This window comes from Candidatus Cyrtobacter comes (assembly GCF_034470605.1).
Lineage (GTDB): Bacteria > Pseudomonadota > Alphaproteobacteria > Rickettsiales > Midichloriaceae > Cyrtobacter > Cyrtobacter comes.
In genome coordinates this window covers 1-18183 of sequence record NZ_JARGYT010000020.1, presented here as the reverse complement: position 1 = coordinate 18183, position 18183 = coordinate 1, and the positions used below count along the sequence as shown (strand labels likewise).

General features: G+C 33.0%; 19 protein-coding genes. 3 read left to right on the top strand and 16 right to left on the bottom strand.

Features of this window, described 5'->3' with window-relative positions; all coding sequences use genetic code 11:
- Positions 1 to 546 precede the first annotated feature (546 nt).
- The 4 genes from lepA to Cyrtocomes_RS02265 all read right to left on the bottom strand — a co-directional run bounded on the left by lepA (position 547) and on the right by Cyrtocomes_RS02265 (position 3658).
- Positions 547 to 2340, bottom strand: a complete 1794-nt coding sequence (gene lepA, locus Cyrtocomes_RS02280) for a translation elongation factor 4 (RefSeq protein WP_322497594.1) — start codon at positions 2338 to 2340, stop codon at positions 547 to 549.
- Between the two features lie 175 nt (positions 2341 to 2515).
- Positions 2516 to 2725: a hypothetical protein gene (locus Cyrtocomes_RS02275; protein ID WP_322497593.1), complete on the bottom strand. Its 210-nt coding sequence runs from the start codon at positions 2723 to 2725 to the stop codon at positions 2516 to 2518.
- A gap of 31 nt (positions 2726 to 2756) precedes the next feature.
- Positions 2757 to 3062, bottom strand: coding sequence for a DUF721 domain-containing protein (locus Cyrtocomes_RS02270; protein WP_322497592.1), 306 nt, complete (start codon positions 3060 to 3062; stop codon positions 2757 to 2759).
- A 2-nt stretch (positions 3063 to 3064) separates the two neighbouring features.
- Positions 3065 to 3658: a COQ9 family protein gene (locus Cyrtocomes_RS02265; protein ID WP_322497591.1), complete on the bottom strand. Its 594-nt coding sequence runs from the start codon at positions 3656 to 3658 to the stop codon at positions 3065 to 3067.
- A gap of 42 nt (positions 3659 to 3700) precedes the next feature.
- Between Cyrtocomes_RS02265 and map the strand changes: the two genes are divergently transcribed.
- The gene (gene map, locus Cyrtocomes_RS02260) at positions 3701 to 4471 is read left to right on the top strand and encodes a type I methionyl aminopeptidase (protein WP_410519691.1); all 771 of its coding nucleotides are present in this window, start codon (positions 3701 to 3703) and stop codon (positions 4469 to 4471) included.
- Between the two features lie 417 nt (positions 4472 to 4888).
- On the opposite strand, the gene Cyrtocomes_RS02255 is transcribed toward map, so the two are convergent.
- From Cyrtocomes_RS02255 to Cyrtocomes_RS02205, 11 genes are all read right to left on the bottom strand, one after another.
- Positions 4889 to 8407: a hypothetical protein gene (locus tag Cyrtocomes_RS02255; protein ID WP_322497590.1), complete on the bottom strand. Its 3519-nt coding sequence runs from the start codon at positions 8405 to 8407 to the stop codon at positions 4889 to 4891.
- 39 nt (positions 8408 to 8446) lie between these two features.
- Positions 8447 to 9145 (bottom strand): DNA repair protein RecO, encoded by a 699-nt coding sequence (gene recO / locus Cyrtocomes_RS02250; protein ID WP_322497589.1) that lies wholly within the window; start codon positions 9143 to 9145, stop codon positions 8447 to 8449.
- Complete coding sequence (locus Cyrtocomes_RS02245) at positions 9139 to 10005, bottom strand: fructose-bisphosphatase class II (protein ID WP_322497588.1); 867 nt, start codon at positions 10003 to 10005, stop codon at positions 9139 to 9141. The genes recO and Cyrtocomes_RS02245 overlap by 7 nt, the downstream gene beginning before the upstream one ends.
- Complete coding sequence (gene thyX / locus Cyrtocomes_RS02240; RefSeq protein WP_322497587.1) at positions 10002 to 10919, bottom strand: FAD-dependent thymidylate synthase; 918 nt, start codon at positions 10917 to 10919, stop codon at positions 10002 to 10004. Before thyX ends, Cyrtocomes_RS02245 begins: the two co-directional genes overlap by 4 nt.
- A gap of 1 nt (position 10920) precedes the next feature.
- Entirely contained in the window at positions 10921 to 11208 is a 288-nt protein-coding gene (locus tag Cyrtocomes_RS02235) for an FtsB family cell division protein (RefSeq protein WP_322497586.1), read from the bottom strand.
- A gap of 101 nt (positions 11209 to 11309) precedes the next feature.
- Positions 11310 to 12371 carry a tRNA 2-thiouridine(34) synthase MnmA gene (gene mnmA / locus Cyrtocomes_RS02230; protein ID WP_322497585.1) on the bottom strand — a complete coding sequence of 354 codons (1062 nt, stop codon included), beginning with the start codon at positions 12369 to 12371 and terminating at the stop codon, positions 11310 to 11312.
- Positions 12372 to 12377: 6 nt separating this feature from the next.
- Positions 12378 to 14015 carry a membrane protein insertase YidC gene (yidC, locus tag Cyrtocomes_RS02225; RefSeq protein WP_322497584.1) on the bottom strand — a complete coding sequence of 546 codons (1638 nt, stop codon included), beginning with the start codon at positions 14013 to 14015 and terminating at the stop codon, positions 12378 to 12380.
- A 17-nt stretch (positions 14016 to 14032) separates the two neighbouring features.
- Positions 14033 to 14263 (bottom strand): membrane protein insertion efficiency factor YidD, encoded by a 231-nt coding sequence (yidD, locus tag Cyrtocomes_RS02220; protein ID WP_322497583.1) that lies wholly within the window; start codon positions 14261 to 14263, stop codon positions 14033 to 14035.
- A gap of 29 nt (positions 14264 to 14292) precedes the next feature.
- Positions 14293 to 14640 carry a ribonuclease P protein component gene (gene rnpA, locus Cyrtocomes_RS02215; protein WP_322497582.1) on the bottom strand — a complete coding sequence of 116 codons (348 nt, stop codon included), beginning with the start codon at positions 14638 to 14640 and terminating at the stop codon, positions 14293 to 14295.
- Positions 14641 to 14652: 12 nt separating this feature from the next.
- Positions 14653 to 14793: a 50S ribosomal protein L34 gene (rpmH, locus tag Cyrtocomes_RS02210; protein ID WP_322497581.1), complete on the bottom strand. Its 141-nt coding sequence runs from the start codon at positions 14791 to 14793 to the stop codon at positions 14653 to 14655.
- A 112-nt stretch (positions 14794 to 14905) separates the two neighbouring features.
- Entirely contained in the window at positions 14906 to 15043 is a 138-nt protein-coding gene (locus Cyrtocomes_RS02205) for a hypothetical protein (RefSeq protein ID WP_322497580.1), read from the bottom strand.
- A 337-nt stretch (positions 15044 to 15380) separates the two neighbouring features.
- Here Cyrtocomes_RS02205 and Cyrtocomes_RS02200 point away from each other — a divergent pair, with 337 nt between their 5' ends.
- Positions 15381 to 15866, top strand: a complete 486-nt coding sequence (locus tag Cyrtocomes_RS02200) for a hypothetical protein (protein WP_322497579.1) — start codon at positions 15381 to 15383, stop codon at positions 15864 to 15866.
- Between the two features lie 1368 nt (positions 15867 to 17234).
- Here Cyrtocomes_RS02200 and Cyrtocomes_RS02195 read toward each other — a convergent pair.
- On the bottom strand, positions 17235 to 17423 hold the full coding sequence (locus tag Cyrtocomes_RS02195; protein WP_410519693.1) for a transposase: 189 nt from the start codon (positions 17421 to 17423) through the stop codon (positions 17235 to 17237).
- A 443-nt stretch (positions 17424 to 17866) separates the two neighbouring features.
- On the opposite strand from Cyrtocomes_RS02195, the gene Cyrtocomes_RS06115 reads away from it, so the two are divergent.
- Positions 17867 to 18097: an IS630 transposase-related protein gene (locus Cyrtocomes_RS06115; protein WP_410519692.1), complete on the top strand. Its 231-nt coding sequence runs from the start codon at positions 17867 to 17869 to the stop codon at positions 18095 to 18097.
- Positions 18098 to 18183 lie beyond the last annotated feature (86 nt).

Here is an 18183-nt window from a genome sequence, read left to right as displayed (position 1 = left end):
GGAAACAACCTTTTATCCATCTAAATACCATATTTATCGCCTCCAATATAATATTGCATCTTTTCCATTATTTGGCAAAACCTTTGTTAACAGTGCCTAATGTATACCGCCATATTTTATAATGTTTTTTAGTTATTATGCTATGAGATACCATCAAAAGCTATATAAACCATATAGTTATTATGCGAAATAGAAAATAAGTATATTTATTACGGGTAGGAATATAGCTAAAGCGGTATAAAATGATTACATAAATAGTAATTTTGTTAAACTTAACTCAATGATAACTAAGCTATTTTCAAAATTAATCATGTGCCATTTTTATGACGCTTTAGCTATAATATGTTGAATGGTTACCTTTTTATGACAATGCCACATAATCATATGTACCCTTGACCATTTGGCCGCTTATGCTCTCCTGTGCATATTCACAAAGATTATTTGACAACTTTACAACACTTGAAAGCCAAATTATTTTTCATTGAAATTTCCAAATATTTAGGTTTTAAATCAGAGCTAATCAGCCATACTAAATTGTTATCATAACTATTTATTTTTAATGACAGCAATAAAGGCAGCTTTAGGTATGTTTACATTGCCAACAGAGCGCATTCTCTTCTTGCCCTCTTTTTGCTTTTCTAATAACTTCCTCTTTCTAGTAACATCACCACCATAGCACTTGGCTGTTACATCTTTCCTAAGTGCACTTACCGTTTCTCTTGCTATTACCTTACCACCAATTGCAGCTTGTATTGGTATGGCAAACATATGTCTTGGTATTATATCCTTAAGCTTTGTACATATTTCACGCCCTCTACTTTCTGATACACTCCTGTGTAGAATCAATGCTAATGCATCCACTTGAACACTATTTATTAGTATGTTTAACCTTACAAGGTCACTCCTTCTGTATTCATGCATCTGCCAATCGAAGCTTGCATACCCCCTTGATCTTGATTTTATATGATCATAGAAATCGAATACAATCTCATTTAATGGAAGATAATAGCTAAGTATTACCATTGTTCCACTGTAGTTCATGCTTTTTTGCTCCCCTCTTTTCTCTGTACAAAGTTCAAGTATACTACCCACATATGCAGTAGGGACCATAATTGTTGCCTCAACCCATGGCTCCTCCATGTAATTGATTTTTGTAGGGTCTGGAAGCTCGGAAGGATTTTGCACATATACGAAACTTCCTGATCTAATCCAAATTTTATACACAACACTTGGAACTGTTGTAATTATATCAAGCCCAAATTCCGCCTCTAATCTTTCCTGTATCACTTCTAAGTGTAAAAGACCTAAAAATCCACACCTAAACCCAAATCCAAGTGCACTAGAATTTTCAATTTCATAAGTAAAGCTCGAATCATTTAAGCCTAGTTTTGCAACAGCATTTTTAAGTATTATAAAATCAGATGCTTCAGAAGTATATAAACTACAAAATACAACAGGTTGACTAGGTTTAAACCCTGGTAGAGCAGATGCATTTTGATTAGTGGAATCTACTATTGTGTCACCGACCCTACATTCAGAAACATCCTTTATTCCCGCTATTATAAAACCTACTTCACCACAAGAAAGAAATCCTACATCTACCTTTTTAGGTGTAAAAACACCTACCTTTTCAACTTTATAAGTTTTACCAGACGATAACATTTTGATTTCTGTACCAGATCTTATTGTACCATCTATTACTCTTATAAGTATTACTATACCAAGATACTTATCATACCAACCATCTACTAACATTGCTTTTAGCGGCGCAGAAGCATCGCTCTCTTTTGGTGGAGGGAGTTTTGCTATAATTTCTTCTAATAATTTGTCAATACCAAGGCCAGTCTTGGCTGAAATTAAGATAGCATCTGATGCATCTATTCCTATTACTTCAGCTATTTGTTGCTTTGCCTTCTCTGGATCTGCGGCAGGAAGGTCTATTTTATTAAGTGCAACAACTATCTCATGTCCATTTTCAATTGCTTTATATGCATTGGCCAGTGTCTGAGCCTCTACCCCTTGGCTTGCATCTACTACTAATATAGAACCTTCACAAGCGGCAAGTGACCTACTGACCTCATAGGAAAAATCAACGTGTCCAGGTGTATCTATTAGATTTAATATATACTCAACACCGTTACTAGCTCTATACCTAAGGCGTACTGTCTGAGCCTTTATTGTTATACCCCTTCTTTTTTCTATCTCCATAGAATCTAGTACTTGGTTGGTCATTTCTCTGGATTCAAGCCCACCACACAATTCTATAAGCCTATCCGCTAGCGTAGATTTGCCATGATCAATATGCGCAACTATAGAAAAATTTCTGATAACTTTACTCATTCACCTTATAAAGCAGCATGGCATGAAGTTAGGTTTTTACATTTGGTACATGAAATTATCAAGTATCAAATTATTATATGCACTAATATTAGGTATTAGGATTACCTACTACATATAAAGATTAAACTGGATGACTGTTAATATGGAGGAAGAATACTGGTCACTCCATATGATTTTATAATATTTCTGACATTTGAGGCCCTTTATCAGCTACTTTATTTGGGACTCTTAACCCACACTTCTTTAATTGGATATTTTTTTGCCTGATATACTGACCAATCCTTATCTTAAATTTGCCATACATACCATCATCTGTACATAATACAGATGGCACCGTGTTAACTATCCACCTTTTGAAACACTTGTAACTAAAAATTCGAGACATTTGAGTGTATAACTATCAATTTCTTTCTTAATTAAGAAAGTTTTACAACTACAACATTTATAGATGAGACAAGGTTACGACCTAAATATGAAGCTATATTAGTTTTTATCATTGATTCAGACATCTTAACCTTAAGTATGAAGCCACTATTTCTTACGCCCAAAATGAGCTTGGCATCCAATTTAGAAAAAACTAATTTGACAGGAAAGCAAAGCTTTCCAATATCAGCGCCAACAATTTTTTCCCAATGAAATACAAGTTTCTCAAAAATAGAACCATTTCTTAAGCAATGTTCTGAAACAAATTTATCAACATATTCAGCAACATGTTTAAACATATTTAACTAAAAAAGAATTTTGCTTTGAAATTTTTTATTACGGAGGAAAGTTCAATTCCACGATCGATCAATGCATCAACATCTTGCTCATTTCTAGAGTAAAGTAATTTGAGCGCAATTGAAGTATAGATCCCGGCTAATAGGGACCTCTTGGTATAAAAATTAAAATCAGTAGATGTATCAACGCCGGCTTCGCTCCAGATCAAATCTACAGTCCGCCATAAATACCTAATGCCAGTAAGGTAACACGATGTACTTAGTAATTTCTTAAATGTTGCACGAAACAATATCTTATTTTCCAACATAAGCTTGAAAATTATGCTTAAGCACAGCTTGATTTTTTCATGAGTTCTAAGATTGGAGCTATCATATAATTTATAAGACTCCAACATTTGGTAATCGAGAGAATACAAGAAGAATCCTATAATATCAACCGTCCCCGCTGGAAATAAAATTCTACCAATTGATTTATCTAAACCAGCCTGAACAGAGCAGGTTTCCGGAATATCATCCAGCCAACCAGATTCCAAAACCTTAACTTTAGCATGATCAAGTATCTTGCTCTTGAGAAAAGATTGGTTATTTTGGACGCACATAAATACCAAACTAAGTTTTAATATAAGATAAGAGGAGCAATAATGATTAGTCAACATATAATAGTAAAACACAAACAAGAAGATTTTTCAAAAATGAGAAAGGCTGGCAAATTAGCGGCTGATCTTCTTGATTTTGCTGAACAAATTATAGAACCCGGTATTACAACCAATTATATAAACGAATTATGCCATAAAATGATCATAGAGAATAATGCTATTCCCGCCCCATTAAATTACAATGGTTTTCCAAAATCTATCTGCACATCTGTAAATCATGTTGTTTGCCATGGGATACCTTCTGATAAAATCTTAAAAGTTGGCGATATAATAAATGTGGATATCACAGTAATAGTAGATGGATGGCACGGTGATAGTAGTAGAACATTTTTTGTAGGCGGTAAATCGCATTGTAATAATATGACTATAAAGCTTGTATCAACCGCATATGAATGTATGATGTTAGGCATAGAGAAGATTAGGCCTGGCTTAGAGCTAAATGAAATTGGAAGAGTTATACAAAACCACGCAGAGAGGTTAAAATTTTCTGTAGTGAGAGATTATTGTGGGCACGGTATAGGAAGAAAATTTCATGCAGAGCCTAATGTACTACACTATTATCACCCAAATTATTCCATAACCTTAGAGCCTGGAATGTTTTTTACTGTAGAACCCATGATAAATATGGGCAAGCATGAAACAAAGCTATTAAGTGATGGTTGGACAGTTGTTACTAGGGATAAATCATTATCAGCACAGTTTGAACATACGGTAGGAGTGACCGAAACAGGGTTTGAAATATTTACTAGCAATTAAACTATATTAATAAAGAAATAAAAATTGCTTATTATATTGGTGCCATTATCCTATGAGCAGGATGATATATTCGTCCATTGATTCAGATCTTTAACTTTTTTATGAAACCTCCCCTTATTATTGCCATGATAGGATGCGGGGTTTGTTGCTAGTTTATGATTTTTGTGAGTTATTCTCAATAATAATCTGCAAATTGCACACTAGAGTGCTTTTGTTTTATGCCCAATTTATTCGTGTATATTACCAGGCACTTAAACTATTTTTTGATACTTAACGCTCTTCTTTTTTAAGTCGCTTTATTTTTATTCAGAGTTTTCATTTTGTTTTGAAGAATTATTGTTGGCAGATCACCTTTTGAACTTTAAATTTGCAGAAAAATCTAATTTGCTATCTTGGATATAAACTAATATCTCAAATTTATATCAAGCGCCCTTTATCTCTATAATTCATCATAATAATCTTATTCATTTCAAATCTCATTCTTTTATGATCAGTAAGAGAAAGTATCGGCAATACCCTATCTATATTAATTTCACTATGCTGAATCATAACATTTAAAAAACTAGCAAATAGCTCTAGTCCTTCTTTATTTGATAAAAGATCAATAAAATTTCTCTCTATTATTTGCTTTTTATCCTCTTCATACGTGTAGCTTATGAAAATCTTTAATAACGCATTTTGAGCTTTATCATTTAAAAGAGCTTCCAATATTTTTTCGTTACTGGTTTCAGATTTATCTATAAACCCAAGAATGGATTTGATATTATCTCTGACCTCACCTAAAGAATTAGGCTCCTTATATATAAAATCAGCAACTGCTTGAACTTTAAAATCATCTTTAGATAAAAGAAAAAGGAGGCGATCTAATTCCTTTTGTGAAAATTTTGATAATGTATTCAAAAAATCTGAAGGCTGCACATTTGATAATACATTATCTATATTTAACAATATTGCCTTCTTATTACCTTGTGGGGCGAGATATAAAGCAAGATGCTTTTTTATGGTATTTAATATAATCTCTTTTCCAATTTGATCCTTATATAATAAATTCAAATCTTTTTTCTGCTTCTCATGGATAGGAAATAAAAGTGTAACGCCACTAATATCTACATGAGGAACATGCATTTTATTTATTGCTAAAATCAAAGTTTTCAGTGAAAAAACATCTATCTTAGAGTTAGCAAACCCAACATTTTCTCTTATTTCTAAATTAGAAAAATTAGTATTCGATATCTCACAACCCAGGAACTGAATATCACGAAATATAGCAAATTCGAAATTAAAATTACTGATCTTAGCCTTTAAAAGAGATAAATTAGCAATGTAAAGCTTTGAATAATTTTTCTCATTAATAAAATTTTTAACTAATGAATTTTCTTTATTAATATCAGTATAATAATCAATTTTGTGTAATATCTTATCCAAATAAGATATCATTTTATCTTGAAAGAAAAATCTTTTTATAAAACCAGGAATTAAATCTATATTACATGCTATAATAATCTTATCCTTTATAAATTTAAATAATATTGATCTCATTTCTTGACCAGATCTAAAGATCGTATAAAACAATCTAAAAATACTTTTATTATCCCTATATACTCCATATACTTCAAATAATTTTGCTATAGTAGTTGGAGATTTTACAAGATTTAGAAAATTTTTTGCATTTATAAAAATATCAGATTCATCACCTATAGCATGATTAATCAACTTTATTATGAAAAATTCATACTTATTTAATAAAGGAATAATTTTTTCTATATATAAGCTATTAAATCGACCATTTTCTCTGATTTTTTTTAAAAAAAGAGCCAAATAATTTTTATTATTATCTACATTATCTTGAATATTATAACATAATTCTCCTATTACCCGTAGCAACCCCTCATCTGTTAAAATTTCTATAATATCTAGAACTATGGGCACTACCTCATGAAGAAAATTCTGAAAATTATCTATAGAAGTTAGATCTTGGTATGAATTTGCAACACTTAAAAAAAGTTCTTTAATGTTCTGCCTATGTTGCTTAATAATATTAGAAAGATCAATTTTCGATAGAAGCTCTATGAGCATCTTATCTTTTTTTAAAACAGAAGATATTTCAGTTTTCTCTAATAAAAAATGGTCCTTTATAATTTTGATTAACACATCAATTATAATAGGAAAAGAATTTTTCAAATAAACATCAGAAGAACCAGATAAAAAATCTATAAATAATTCTTTATTTTTTTTTAATTCTAGACACAATTTATTAAACGAGTCTATGATTTTTAGAATATTATCATCTCTTTTAATAAATAAAAGAACGGCTATATCCGTAATATTTGCTATTATAGCAGTTTCTAAAAATTTTAATTTAAACAGCTGTTCTGGGCTGCGAAAAAGATATAAAAAACCTTTAAATGAATTAAAAAAAATAGAAATTGTGATATTGGAAAGACATATCTTTAGTATATCAATCATACTAAAGATAACATCTCTAATAAAATTCTTAGCTTGCACATGTGTTTCCGTATCCCGCAAATTCCTAAAGAAGATATTAATAATAAAACTCGCAAGATCTTTAATATTTTTCTCTTCTAAAATTATTAAATACGCTATAGATACATTAGAAAAAATATCTAAAGTTTTTAAAAAAGTACGTATTAAATCAATATTAGCAGTTGTTAATTGACGTGAAATTTTTATAATAGATTCAAATTGCCTATCAAATGGAATACTCTTCTCTAATAAAGACATTATATGTAGCCTGGTTGCTTTTATTAAAATTGATAATACACAATCACAAATCTGAATAAATTCTTCCTTTGAGACATTCACTTTTTCTAAAAATGTTTTAAAAGGAGAAATATTTTCACTTAAATGCCTCATTAAACGTATAATATCCGCTCTACTTTTATCAACAAAAGATAAGCTAATTTTTAAAATTGAAATATCTCTTATAATATTTAAGAAAATTATATAGTGAGTTTCTGTTATTAATTTTTCAATATTGCTTAGAACACCTGATAAAAATAGTGATATGTATTCCTGAAAACTAGTTATAAATTCTTTAGAGAGGCTAGCACTTTTTAAAATCTCAGCAATAAATCTGGTTACTAATTCAGATTTAATTATATTGCTCTTAATGATATTTGAGAATAACTTAATTGAATCTTTTCTGATTTTACTCCTCTTTTCAAACAGAGGTAAATTGCTACTAATGGTCTTGATACAAGAAACTATGTACACAGAAACATCAAGAGAGTGCAATCCTATATAAACCCTATTTATTAATTGATAAAAAAAACCTTGAAAGGTATTAAGAGTTTTACATAAATTTGCCTTATCATGATCAAGTAGGGCATATTTTAATGTTGCAACAATATTAAAATTTATATTTGGGAAAGATAATTCATTGCGTACGCTGCGCTCTATAACATCCGTATCTATACTAACTTCGCTGTACTTTTCACCTATCCAATGATCCGCCACATCTCTAGCAACTTTGATAGTTAGCTCATCTATAATAATTTGATTAATACAAACCATTATATATGGCTCTAATTCCCTTATAAGGGAATTTCTATCCTCTAATGTTTTTAAAACAGATTCATCTTTTAAAAAGTCTAGATCAGCACATTTTTCAATTAACGCATAAAGATCTCTCTTTAAATTATCAGGTAAATCCTTCTCTATATCTAATTGACGAAAGTTACTAGAGATTCTGTCTAAAAGCTCATTTAACGATCTAGAATTTTCTGTATCTAGAGCTATTACAACATCAGATATTTTTTTAAAATTTTTTTTTGTAATATTATATCTCGCAGATACGAATTCAGCCCAACTATAACTTTTAGTACCGCCCCTATTATATTCTATCTCCCACTTTAATTTCCATTTATACTCAGATCTTATTTTAGAAATATTATCTGAAGTAAGCTCTAACGACATCTAAAATAAATTAGCACTAAGACTATTTACTAGTATGACCTATTTACATAATTCGCTCAATATAAAGTTGAGTGACCTTCTACTATGTGGAATCTCTGTATTAAAGAAGGAAAATAATTGCTTTAAAAATGCACCTAATACCTCAAACCATTCTAGAAAATCCTCAAGTTTAGAAGGAGGTTTAGGCATTGGGATCAATACATTGCTATATTTACTACCAACATCCTTTGTCACGGCCCTTCCAGACCTTGGAGATATATATGCAAGATTATCCACCGCCCCCGTAACAGCACATCGCCCTAAATCAAGCCCAAACCCCGCACTAGATAATAGCTGCTTTTCAAATTCCAAATAAATTTGGAGAAAATCCGCTCTATTTTCAAAAGACATAGAATTAATAAGCTTCTTAAGCACTATATAGATACATGGATGCGGCTCATGTTCTTGCAATATTAATGAAACCATATCTATAGCTGAGGCAATCAGTGCTGTTTTGAGTGGGTTTAGATATAAATGGCAAGTAGCATCAAAATATACATCAAATGTATATGTACCAAGCTGCTGTTGCAACCTAGCCTTCCATTTTACATTCACAAAATTCCCAATATGAGCATTAAAAGCCCTTCTCCTCATAAGCCCAGCAACAACACCGTGCTTTGCCAACAAACACTTTACAAGCAAAAATGATTCTTGGAATTCTCTAAAAGAGATTACTATTCCATCATCTTCTATCAACATATGGATTTAACTCTTTTTACGCAACTCGGCGTAAATATAACGCTTTGGCACATATTTTTCTCAAAACCCCTTAGACCCCAACAATCAGTCACCGCAGTCATAGAAAGAACAGACGGCTTTTTGACAATCTCGTCAACACCCATAATACGACCCTGTAACTTACAATAAAAATTTCTATTACCTTTCATGCAAGAAATAGCAACAGCCGCTAAAACACCTTCTGGTGCACCTCCAGTACCTATGTAAAGATCAATCTCACCCAACGCCGCCCTTATTACACCCACTAAATCACCATTTTCTATTAGTATTACCCGTACATTTAATGACCTTAACTCTTTTATAATTCCTTTATGCCTTTCCCTATTTAAAACCATCACCTTAAGCTCTGAAGGCAAACACCCCTTAACTGCAGCTAACAGTTTTATATTTTCTGTACAACTATTTTCTATTGATAAGATACCTGAAGGTAAATTAGAACTATATGCAATCTTTTCCATATATACATCTGGAGACTCCAGCAATCCACCACTTTCAGAAATTGCAACAACAGAAAGTGCACCATCTAAAAATTTAGAACATGATGTAGTACATTCTAAAGGATCAACAGCAATATCAACCTCAATACCACCACTACCAAGAATTTCACCTCTATATAGCATAGGAGCTTTATCCCTCTCCCCCTCACCTATTACTATATGGGCTCTTAGATATGACTGCATGCTCAAAACAGAACGAATAGAATCAACAGCCGCCTTATCTGCCGCATTTTCATCACCAAGACCAGCAAATTCATAAGCCGCACCAGCCCCACTTGTTGTACAAAATAGTGCTGTGCTTTCAAAAATATCAATATTATTCATAAATTTGGAAAAATCCCTTTCAGTTCATCCCATTCCCTGGCAGAAAGCCCACTATTCTCTTTTGAAATATGAACCCCTGATAATCTATCATGTATAACTTTTATTGCAGTTTTAGATAAATTAAATGAACCACTCGAATAATTAATAAACGCATCATACACACACGGTACCCAACGCTTTAGTATTTCTAGCATCTTTTCAGCATATACCCTAATTTCATATTGAGCATGATGATGAGATCTCAATTTTAAAAAATGCATTAAGTTATGCAGATCTATCTTCCAATACCATTGTGTATAATAATTTAATGTTAAATTCATCCTTGCAAGCTCCCTTGCAACACCGTTCCTAGATTCATCTAATACTTCCCCCGTTTCTTCATCTATATTAAGCATATATGCATAATTTTCATAACAGCGCTCAGCATCTTGCCTTAACATATCTAAAATCTTTTGAGAGTCTTCGTGATCTAAAACCTCTCCCCTACCTTGTTTATTAGAAATAGATTGATAAGAAATCTGGTCAGCAGAAGGAATATAGAATTCCTTATCAAGAATTGAATATCTAGCAGAATATTCATTAATATTAGCCGTTCTATGCCTTACCCACTGCCGCGCCACAAATATAGGAAGCTTAACGTGTAATTTAATTTCGCACATCTCAAAAGGCGTTGTATGAGCATGCTTCATTAGATAATTTATAAGCCCCTTATCCTGACTCATCTTTTTTGTGCCTTTTCCATACGAAACCCTTGCTGCTTGCACTATAGCGCTATCATCACCCATATAATCAATAACCCTTATAAAGCCATGATCAAGTACATTAATTGGTTTATATAAAATCTCCTCCAACGCCTCAACAGTTGGCCTTAATGTCTTACTCTTATCTAATTCCAATATTTGATTATTATCCATCCTACTTTAATATAAAACACATCTCATCTTTACCCATCAACCCAAGCTGAAGCTTGGCAAATTCTTCTAATATTTCTAAATCTATACTCTCTGCTCTTAAGCTATAAATTATATGCTCAAGATAGCTATTTTTCTCATTTAACTCTCGCAACTCCACCTCTTTAGTCGAAATCATATCTCGAATCTTAAAAAACTCCAAAACTCCTCTTTCGCCCAGAGCTATATGGTAAAAAAAATATGAAAAAATTGACAGCATAAGCAGATAGTATAGCGCACCATTTAAAGACATCTTTTATAACCAACCCGCTATGAAAACGCATAGGGCATTTTAAAGTAGAAAACCAAAGTTTTCAATAACTACTAATCCAAAAGATAATGCAGAAACTTAGGCTATTTGGCAATCCATCCACCACCTAAAACTCTTGTACCATCATACATTACACATGCCTGACCAGGCGCTATACCCGCATAAGGCTCATGCAACATTATGCTTGCATGCCTTTTATCATTTGCAAAACTTACTGTTGCCTTTGAACCTATATGAGCAGAACGCAATTTTACTGTACATTCTATTTCTTCACTTATATAATTTGAAAGTAGATTTATATCTCTAATACTTAACTTATTAGATAGCAAATCCTCTTTATCCCCAACAATAACTTGATTCTCCTTTTCATTTATTGAAATTACATAAAGTGGCTTATTACCAAAGGTCCCTATACCCCTTCTCTGACCTATGGTAAAATTCGATATACCTTCATGCCTTGCTAAAATTCTCCCATCTTTGTAGACTATATCACCTTTAATATTTGCTAGTGGTGAGATTTTTTTTATAAAATTCTTATAATTATCTGAAACAAAGCATATATCCTGACTATCTGGCTTTTCTGCAATCTCTAGACCATATTCTTTCGCAAGCTCCCTTGTCCTAGATTTATTCATTTCACCCACTGGAAACTGCAAAAAATCTAACTGCTCCTTCGTGGTAGTAAACATAAAATAACTTTGATCTTTGGAAGCATCCATACCTTTATGAAGCTCTGCCTCCAAATCACCAGCAACCTTCCTTACATAATGACCAGTTGCAAGAGAATCGGCCCCGAGCTCTCGCGCAGCACGCAGTAAATCCAAAAACTTTATCTTTTGATTACATTTTATACACGGAATAGGGGTTTCCCCACTTAAATAACTATCTACAAAATCATCTATAACCTCCTCCTTAAATCTAGAACCATAATCAAAAACATAATGAGGTATTCCTATTTTTTCCGCAGCCACCTGCGCATCATGTATATCTATCCCTGCACAACAAGCTCCCTTCTTTCCCTCTATAAGACCATCATCATATAGCTTCAGAGTAATGCCTAATACCTCATAACCTTGGGCCTTAAGTATAGCGGCGGATGTGGAGCTATCTACACCACCAGACATGGCCACTACTATTCTTCTCATCACAAACTACTTTTCACTAGGAATACAGCGTTTAATTAAAAACTGCTGTAATACGGAAAGTATGTTACTCCATAGCCAATATAAAACAAGACCAGAAGGAAATGATGAAAACATAACAAGGAAAAATACTGGTAAAAATTTCATGATTTTTGCCTGTATTGGGTCTGTAGGAGCAGGGTTCATTTGCTGCTGTATATACATACTCAAAGACATTAAAATAGGCAAAATACCTATTTTCAAAAATTCAGGCGGACTCCAAGGTATAAGGCCAAATAAATTAAATATACTAGTTGGATCCCTTGCAGAAAGATCAGTTATCCAAAAATAAAATGGGGCATGCCGCATCTCTATAGTAACGTATAATACTTTATAAAGAGCAAAAAACACTGGCATTTGAAGAAGGATAGGCAAACACCCAGAAAGCGGGTTTACATTGTTCTTTTTATAAAACTCTATAGTAGCCTTTTGAAGCTCCATAGGATTATTTTCATATTTTTCTTTAATCTTTTGTATCTGAGGCTGGAATTTTTTCATTTTATTCATCCCTATAAAACTCTTATAGGAGAGCGGTAATAAAAGCACCTTTATTAAAACTGTTAATATCAATATGGCGAGGCCAAAATTACCAGTAAACAAATATACCTCGTGAAGGAATAAGAAAATAGGTTTTGTTATGAAGTATAAAAATCCAAAATCTACAGCCCTATCAAACAAGCTTACATTAAACTTTTCTTGATAGTAATCCAACACATCTAGCTGCTTTGGCCCTACAAACAAATTAAAATTAGTAACCGATGAGTCGTCAGAAACCATAGTCTGCGCAGGAAGAAGATAACTAACCCTATAGCGACCATCTGCATCATTAGAGAAAACTCCACTAATCTTAGTAGAGCTGTTTTCAGCAAATAATGAAACTAACCAATATTTATCAGAAAATCCTACCCAACCACTACTATCTTTATATGTAAACTTCTCTCCATCTTTCAAATTACCAAAATCAACCTCTTTTAGCGTTGAATTTATGGAACCTATAGCCCCCTCATGCATTATACTAGAAGATTCAGCCCCCGCATCAACTCTCTTTATAATAGATCTACTTCTAATGGTGAAATTTTTATCAGATAAATTAACAACTCTTTGAATAATATTAAGCAAGTACTTATCGTCTAAAGAGACTTTAATCTCAAAACGAATACCAACATTATTCTCCCACCATAAATTTACGTGATCTACGCTATTATCTAATATATTCCACTTTGTATTTAGGCTTGGCAATTCAATACCTTTCTCACTTACCCATCCAAATTCCACAAAATACTCTTTTGAAGTGTTACTTGGAGAAAGTAACACTAATTGCGACCCATCCAATTCATTAAAATTCTTCAAAACCAAATCATCTAACAACGCGCCTGTAAGATTTATCGAACCTTTAACTAATTTGTTTTCAAAATTGACACGATCAGAGCTCAGCATCACATCATCCCTTGAAACAATCTTTTCTACCCGCACCTCCTCATCACCAATCTCATCATGCATCACTTTTTCATGCTTACTATTATGTTGTGGCGCAAAGAAATATTGCGAAAGAAAAAGGACAATAGCACTCAGTAAAACCGCAATAGCAATTCTGATTTGATCAGACATAAATTATCCCAAAAAAATTAAACCGGATCATCTCCTCCACTTGAAAAAGAATTGCAACACAAGACCCTCCTAATAGCCTTCAAGACCCCAATAAAGCCCTCTTGTCTTATTACCTTAGCCGCATAGCATGAACAAGACGGAGTAAACCTACATACATTAGGCATTACAGGCGAGATTATATAGCGATATATGCATATTATAGCAAGAATAAGAACTATAATTGCCGTTTTCACAACCGAAAAAAACAACCTCATACATAAACATGCTGAAAAATATTTCAAGAAAGCGCTGCTAGATTAGAAATTAACTCTGCTTCAAAACGCAATATAGAGCCAGGCTTGGATGCAGAAAGGGCCTTCCTAGATATAAACACTACAGAAAATGAAGACGAAAGCTGAGCTAAAACCCTTTTTGCACAAACTCTTAAAACTCTCTTACACCTATTCCTAGAAACAGCTCCACCTACTTTTTTACTAGCTATAACACCAAAACTGGAATTAGAATCTTGCACCTTAATAAAGAGCGCAACAAACAGTGGGCATATAAACCTAGAACCACTTGAGAGCAGAACAGAATACTCAGAAGAGGCCTTTAAAGCCCTAATATCCTTCCCAAAAGTACCCAAAGCAAGAATCCATTATACAGCTATAGCCTTTCTTCCACAACTTCTTCTATTTCTCAAAACAGCCCTACCTCCTTTAGTTGCACTTCTAGCTCTGAATCCATACTTCCTAGCTCTTGCTAACTTGCTTGGCTGATAAGTTCTTTTTGTTGCCATTTTTAAAAAAACCGTAATCTAAATTGCAGGGAATGTTAACTAACAAATCGTTTATGTCAATCCTAGCTCAGTAATTTGAAAAATTTTAAAGCGGCCTACTAGAGTAGATGATTCAAAAGCACGAAGGCAAATTTATCGAACCTTTAACTAATTTGTTTGCAAAACTGACATGATCAGAGCTCAGCATCACACCATCCCTTGAAACAATTTTCTCTACCCGCACCTCCTCATCACCAATCTCATCATGCATCACTTTTTCATCTTTACTCCTAATTATTAGGATACCTCAACACAAAAGCTTAGTTATTAAGAAATTATTCACTCCAAGCCCCTCTTTATGAAAAATCCTAAACTAATCTTTCATATAATACATATACTATAATTAGTATAATCGCATTTTTAGCAACCGCTATAATTGTACTTTTTAAAAAATCTACTTATAATCGTTTAGTGGAAGATAACCACATGAGACGAGATATCGATCATCGCACAAACCTCTAATCACAAAATTATTTATATTTTACATAATGTCTACACTTGATAATACCACGTACAATCTCATAATTGGCACACTAACTGGGGCGTCCATGTCCTGTATTACATTCTTCATGAGTAGAAAAATAACCTTACAAGAAACAGCCATTCATACCTTAGTCGTTGGCTGCTCTAATGCACTAATACAATACATGCTTGACACAACTTTTCTTGCTAAAGGCAGCACAGCACTGAAAGCTGTTCAATATGTGTTAACACAAGTATTGCCATGCTTTTTAGTCTCTGCTGCTTGTAGTCATCTGAAATCAATAAACGGCCCTATATCTATAGAAAGTTATGCACAGCCCACTGATGTATTGAAAGCAATAGCTAAAGGCTTCGCTCTCACAACACTGTGCGTAATGGTCTCAGAACAAGCAACAGGGTTAGCCCCTAATTTATGTCAAAAAGCTTTCGGTTTAGTATCAGCATCCGTAAGCTACGGTATGAAATTATTTTATAATTCATCGCCATATAATGAAGAGCTACATTTAAGGCGCAATAATGAGTATAATTCAGAATGTAATAATGTAGATTAGATAATATATGAGAGGCTATAAAGCCATATGTTATAGATAACTCAGTTTATTAAAAACTATTAGTTATATATCTTTGTAGCACATAAATACATAAAAAATGGTTCTTATCGCGGAATTTATAATAAGGTTAGTGTATCGTTTTGGCAGCCCACACTACAAGGGGTTTCATAAACTTCTCATATATAACTATAGTTAGTTAATAATGTCATAGATTTCTGTTGACCTTATCTTATTATTTCGGTATCTAGATTCTCTGTATATCATTTTAGGTTCGTTTACTGTTATGTCTTTTGGAATGGTGGCTGATTTTTTACATCTTACCTCTTTGTGGATTATCGCAATTTTTTCAGTGATCATGGTCTCTGGCTTTAGTTCCAAGTTCAAATTACAGACTTACTATAGCTCAGTCTTCGTACTATGCATCACAGGCGCTGTATCCGGCACTCTTCTTCATGCATGCTCTACTATATGTACCCATTGTACTTTTTATGCCACAGTTGCTGTTTTAAGCTTAATATGCGCACCTAGTACAAAATTAGAAGTGAAGGCAGCATAGCATGGAGCTTAGCTTAGTTGCGTCTTCGCTCTTTGTTTGATGTTGTATATCACAATTCATATATTCGAAGACACGCTTTGAGGTAATGTTTCTTAGCATCACGAATATTTGAATTTTTAGTGAGTTAATATGGTCTTTTTTCGCAACAAGTGGATGTGGCGAGCAGAGACCAATCACTTGAGGTTGTTATTTTTATATTAGGATCAAGTGTTGTGTTGATTTTGCATAATTATCCGAGCCTCTCTTGAGCGATCGCGTAGTAAATAAATTTAAATACCAAAGAAATGATACCATGATTTGCTATGTAAATTGAATTTGATATGCTAATTTGGCGCTTCTAACATATCAAGCGCTGCGTCATTTTTTCGCATGCGAACATGTGTTTCAATAATGCCTGGCACCTCCCAAAACAAAATTGGGCAACCTTGTTGCTCTTAGGCAGCATGATTTAGGCGGCAAGATATTGAGCATAGATGTTTGAAAAAATACACATAATAAGCCTCATAGCGCATCTATAAAATGCAAATAACTCAATATAGATTTATAAAGGAAAGCACTAAATTATTTACAAAAAGGAAGGGGAAAAAGAAATATATGAGCTTTGTGAGGTAAAAATATAGTTGATAGGCATTGTAATGCGCGCTCTAAACCCACCATCCTGCATAGATATTTAGAATAACGTTTTTTTTGAGTTTGTCAGCATGAGACTCGAGTTTTTAGCTTCTATAAATCAAATTTCCGCTACTATAAATGCTTTATTTGAGGCAACGTAGATATAGTAAATCAAGTTGAGTGCGTATTGAAGAATTTAACTAAAGCATCGCAAGATGACTAATATGAGCTCTAATCCACCTCTTAGCCAAGAATTTCTCAATCGGGTTCATATCTGGTGAATACGAAAATATTAGTTTACAGCCAACAGATTCAATTAATGCTCTCTGAGATTTATGGAAACTAGCATTATCCATCACCATAAATTGGCCGGGGCTTAACCCTTTGATTAAAAAATGTTCTACCCAATAATTAAAAATCGGTGTTGCAAGAACCGTTGAAAAAGTGCTATTGACTTGTGATTAACATATCTAGCTACAATGTTTCATATTTACCGCTCTTTTTAAGTTTTTCACTTTTTCATCCTCTGTCTTTGTAAGCGGTAAGCTCGATGCCACTCTCATCAATATATACAAGGTTTTGAGGCAGTATGTCTTTAATTATTTCTTGATATTTATCTCGCTTTTCTGCCCCCAGATAGGAAAAGGCTTTTTTTTATAACTACCACTATAGCTAAGATAGTATAAAATGGCATACTATATAGTAGATATGAACAAATGTGAGGTAAAATGACATTACAATTTCGAAAGAAAGTAATGAAATTACATGCAGAAGATATGAAGATCTAAGTTTCTACATATCTATTAGAACCTAAAGTAGATGGAAGAAGGCGATAGAGCCTCAGAAAACTAGGAATAACCCGTGGAAAAAGCTCAGTAAAGAAGCGTTAATACGAGATATATTGGATCATCCAGATAGCCATGCTAAAAGATTAGGAATAATTGACTCATGTATTAAGTATGCAATAAAGCGTCTAGGGATTAGTTATAAAAAAACACTAAATCATCCAAAGGCGGATCCCGGAAGAAGATTTGTCAGAAGGTTAAAGAACCAAATAGTGTAGTCACGAGATAGAAGGCGTGATATAAGAAGATAGTGAGATCAACTATTAAATGGTATTGATAGTGACAGAAGCACATCGTAGGCATG

Excerpts from the sequence above, each read along its gene's own strand:
- mnmA (WP_322497585.1), bottom strand. The coding sequence starts at position 12,371 with ATGAGAAGAATAGTAGTGGCCATGTCTGGTGGTGTAGATAGCTCCACA.
- thyX (WP_322497587.1), bottom strand. The coding sequence starts at position 10,919 with ATGGATAATAATCAAATATTGGAATTAGATAAGAGTAAGACATTAAGG.
- rpmH (WP_322497581.1), bottom strand. The coding sequence starts at position 14,793 with ATGGCAACAAAAAGAACTTATCAGCCAAGCAAGTTAGCAAGAGCTAGG.
- Cyrtocomes_RS02255 (WP_322497590.1), bottom strand. The coding sequence starts at position 8,407 with ATGTCGTTAGAGCTTACTTCAGATAATATTTCTAAAATAAGATCTGAG.
- Cyrtocomes_RS02270 (WP_322497592.1), bottom strand. The coding sequence starts at position 3,062 with ATGTTTAAACATGTTGCTGAATATGTTGATAAATTTGTTTCAGAACAT.
- Cyrtocomes_RS02275 (WP_322497593.1), bottom strand. The coding sequence starts at position 2,725 with ATGTCTCGAATTTTTAGTTACAAGTGTTTCAAAAGGTGGATAGTTAAC.
- recO (WP_322497589.1), bottom strand. The coding sequence starts at position 9,145 with ATGTTGATAGAAGATGATGGAATAGTAATCTCTTTTAGAGAATTCCAA.
- Cyrtocomes_RS02205 (WP_322497580.1), bottom strand. The coding sequence starts at position 15,043 with ATGCATGATGAGATTGGTGATGAGGAGGTGCGGGTAGAGAAAATTGTT.
- Cyrtocomes_RS02265 (WP_322497591.1), bottom strand. The coding sequence starts at position 3,658 with ATGTGCGTCCAAAATAACCAATCTTTTCTCAAGAGCAAGATACTTGAT.
- Cyrtocomes_RS02235 (WP_322497586.1), bottom strand. The coding sequence starts at position 11,208 with ATGTCTTTAAATGGTGCGCTATACTATCTGCTTATGCTGTCAATTTTT.
- map (WP_410519691.1), top strand. The coding sequence starts at position 3,701 with ATGATTAGTCAACATATAATAGTAAAACACAAACAAGAAGATTTTTCA.
- Cyrtocomes_RS02200 (WP_322497579.1), top strand. The coding sequence starts at position 15,381 with ATGTCCTGTATTACATTCTTCATGAGTAGAAAAATAACCTTACAAGAA.
- Cyrtocomes_RS02245 (WP_322497588.1), bottom strand. The coding sequence starts at position 10,005 with ATGAATAATATTGATATTTTTGAAAGCACAGCACTATTTTGTACAACA.
- lepA (WP_322497594.1), bottom strand. The coding sequence starts at position 2,340 with ATGAGTAAAGTTATCAGAAATTTTTCTATAGTTGCGCATATTGATCAT.
- yidC (WP_322497584.1), bottom strand. The coding sequence starts at position 14,015 with ATGTCTGATCAAATCAGAATTGCTATTGCGGTTTTACTGAGTGCTATT.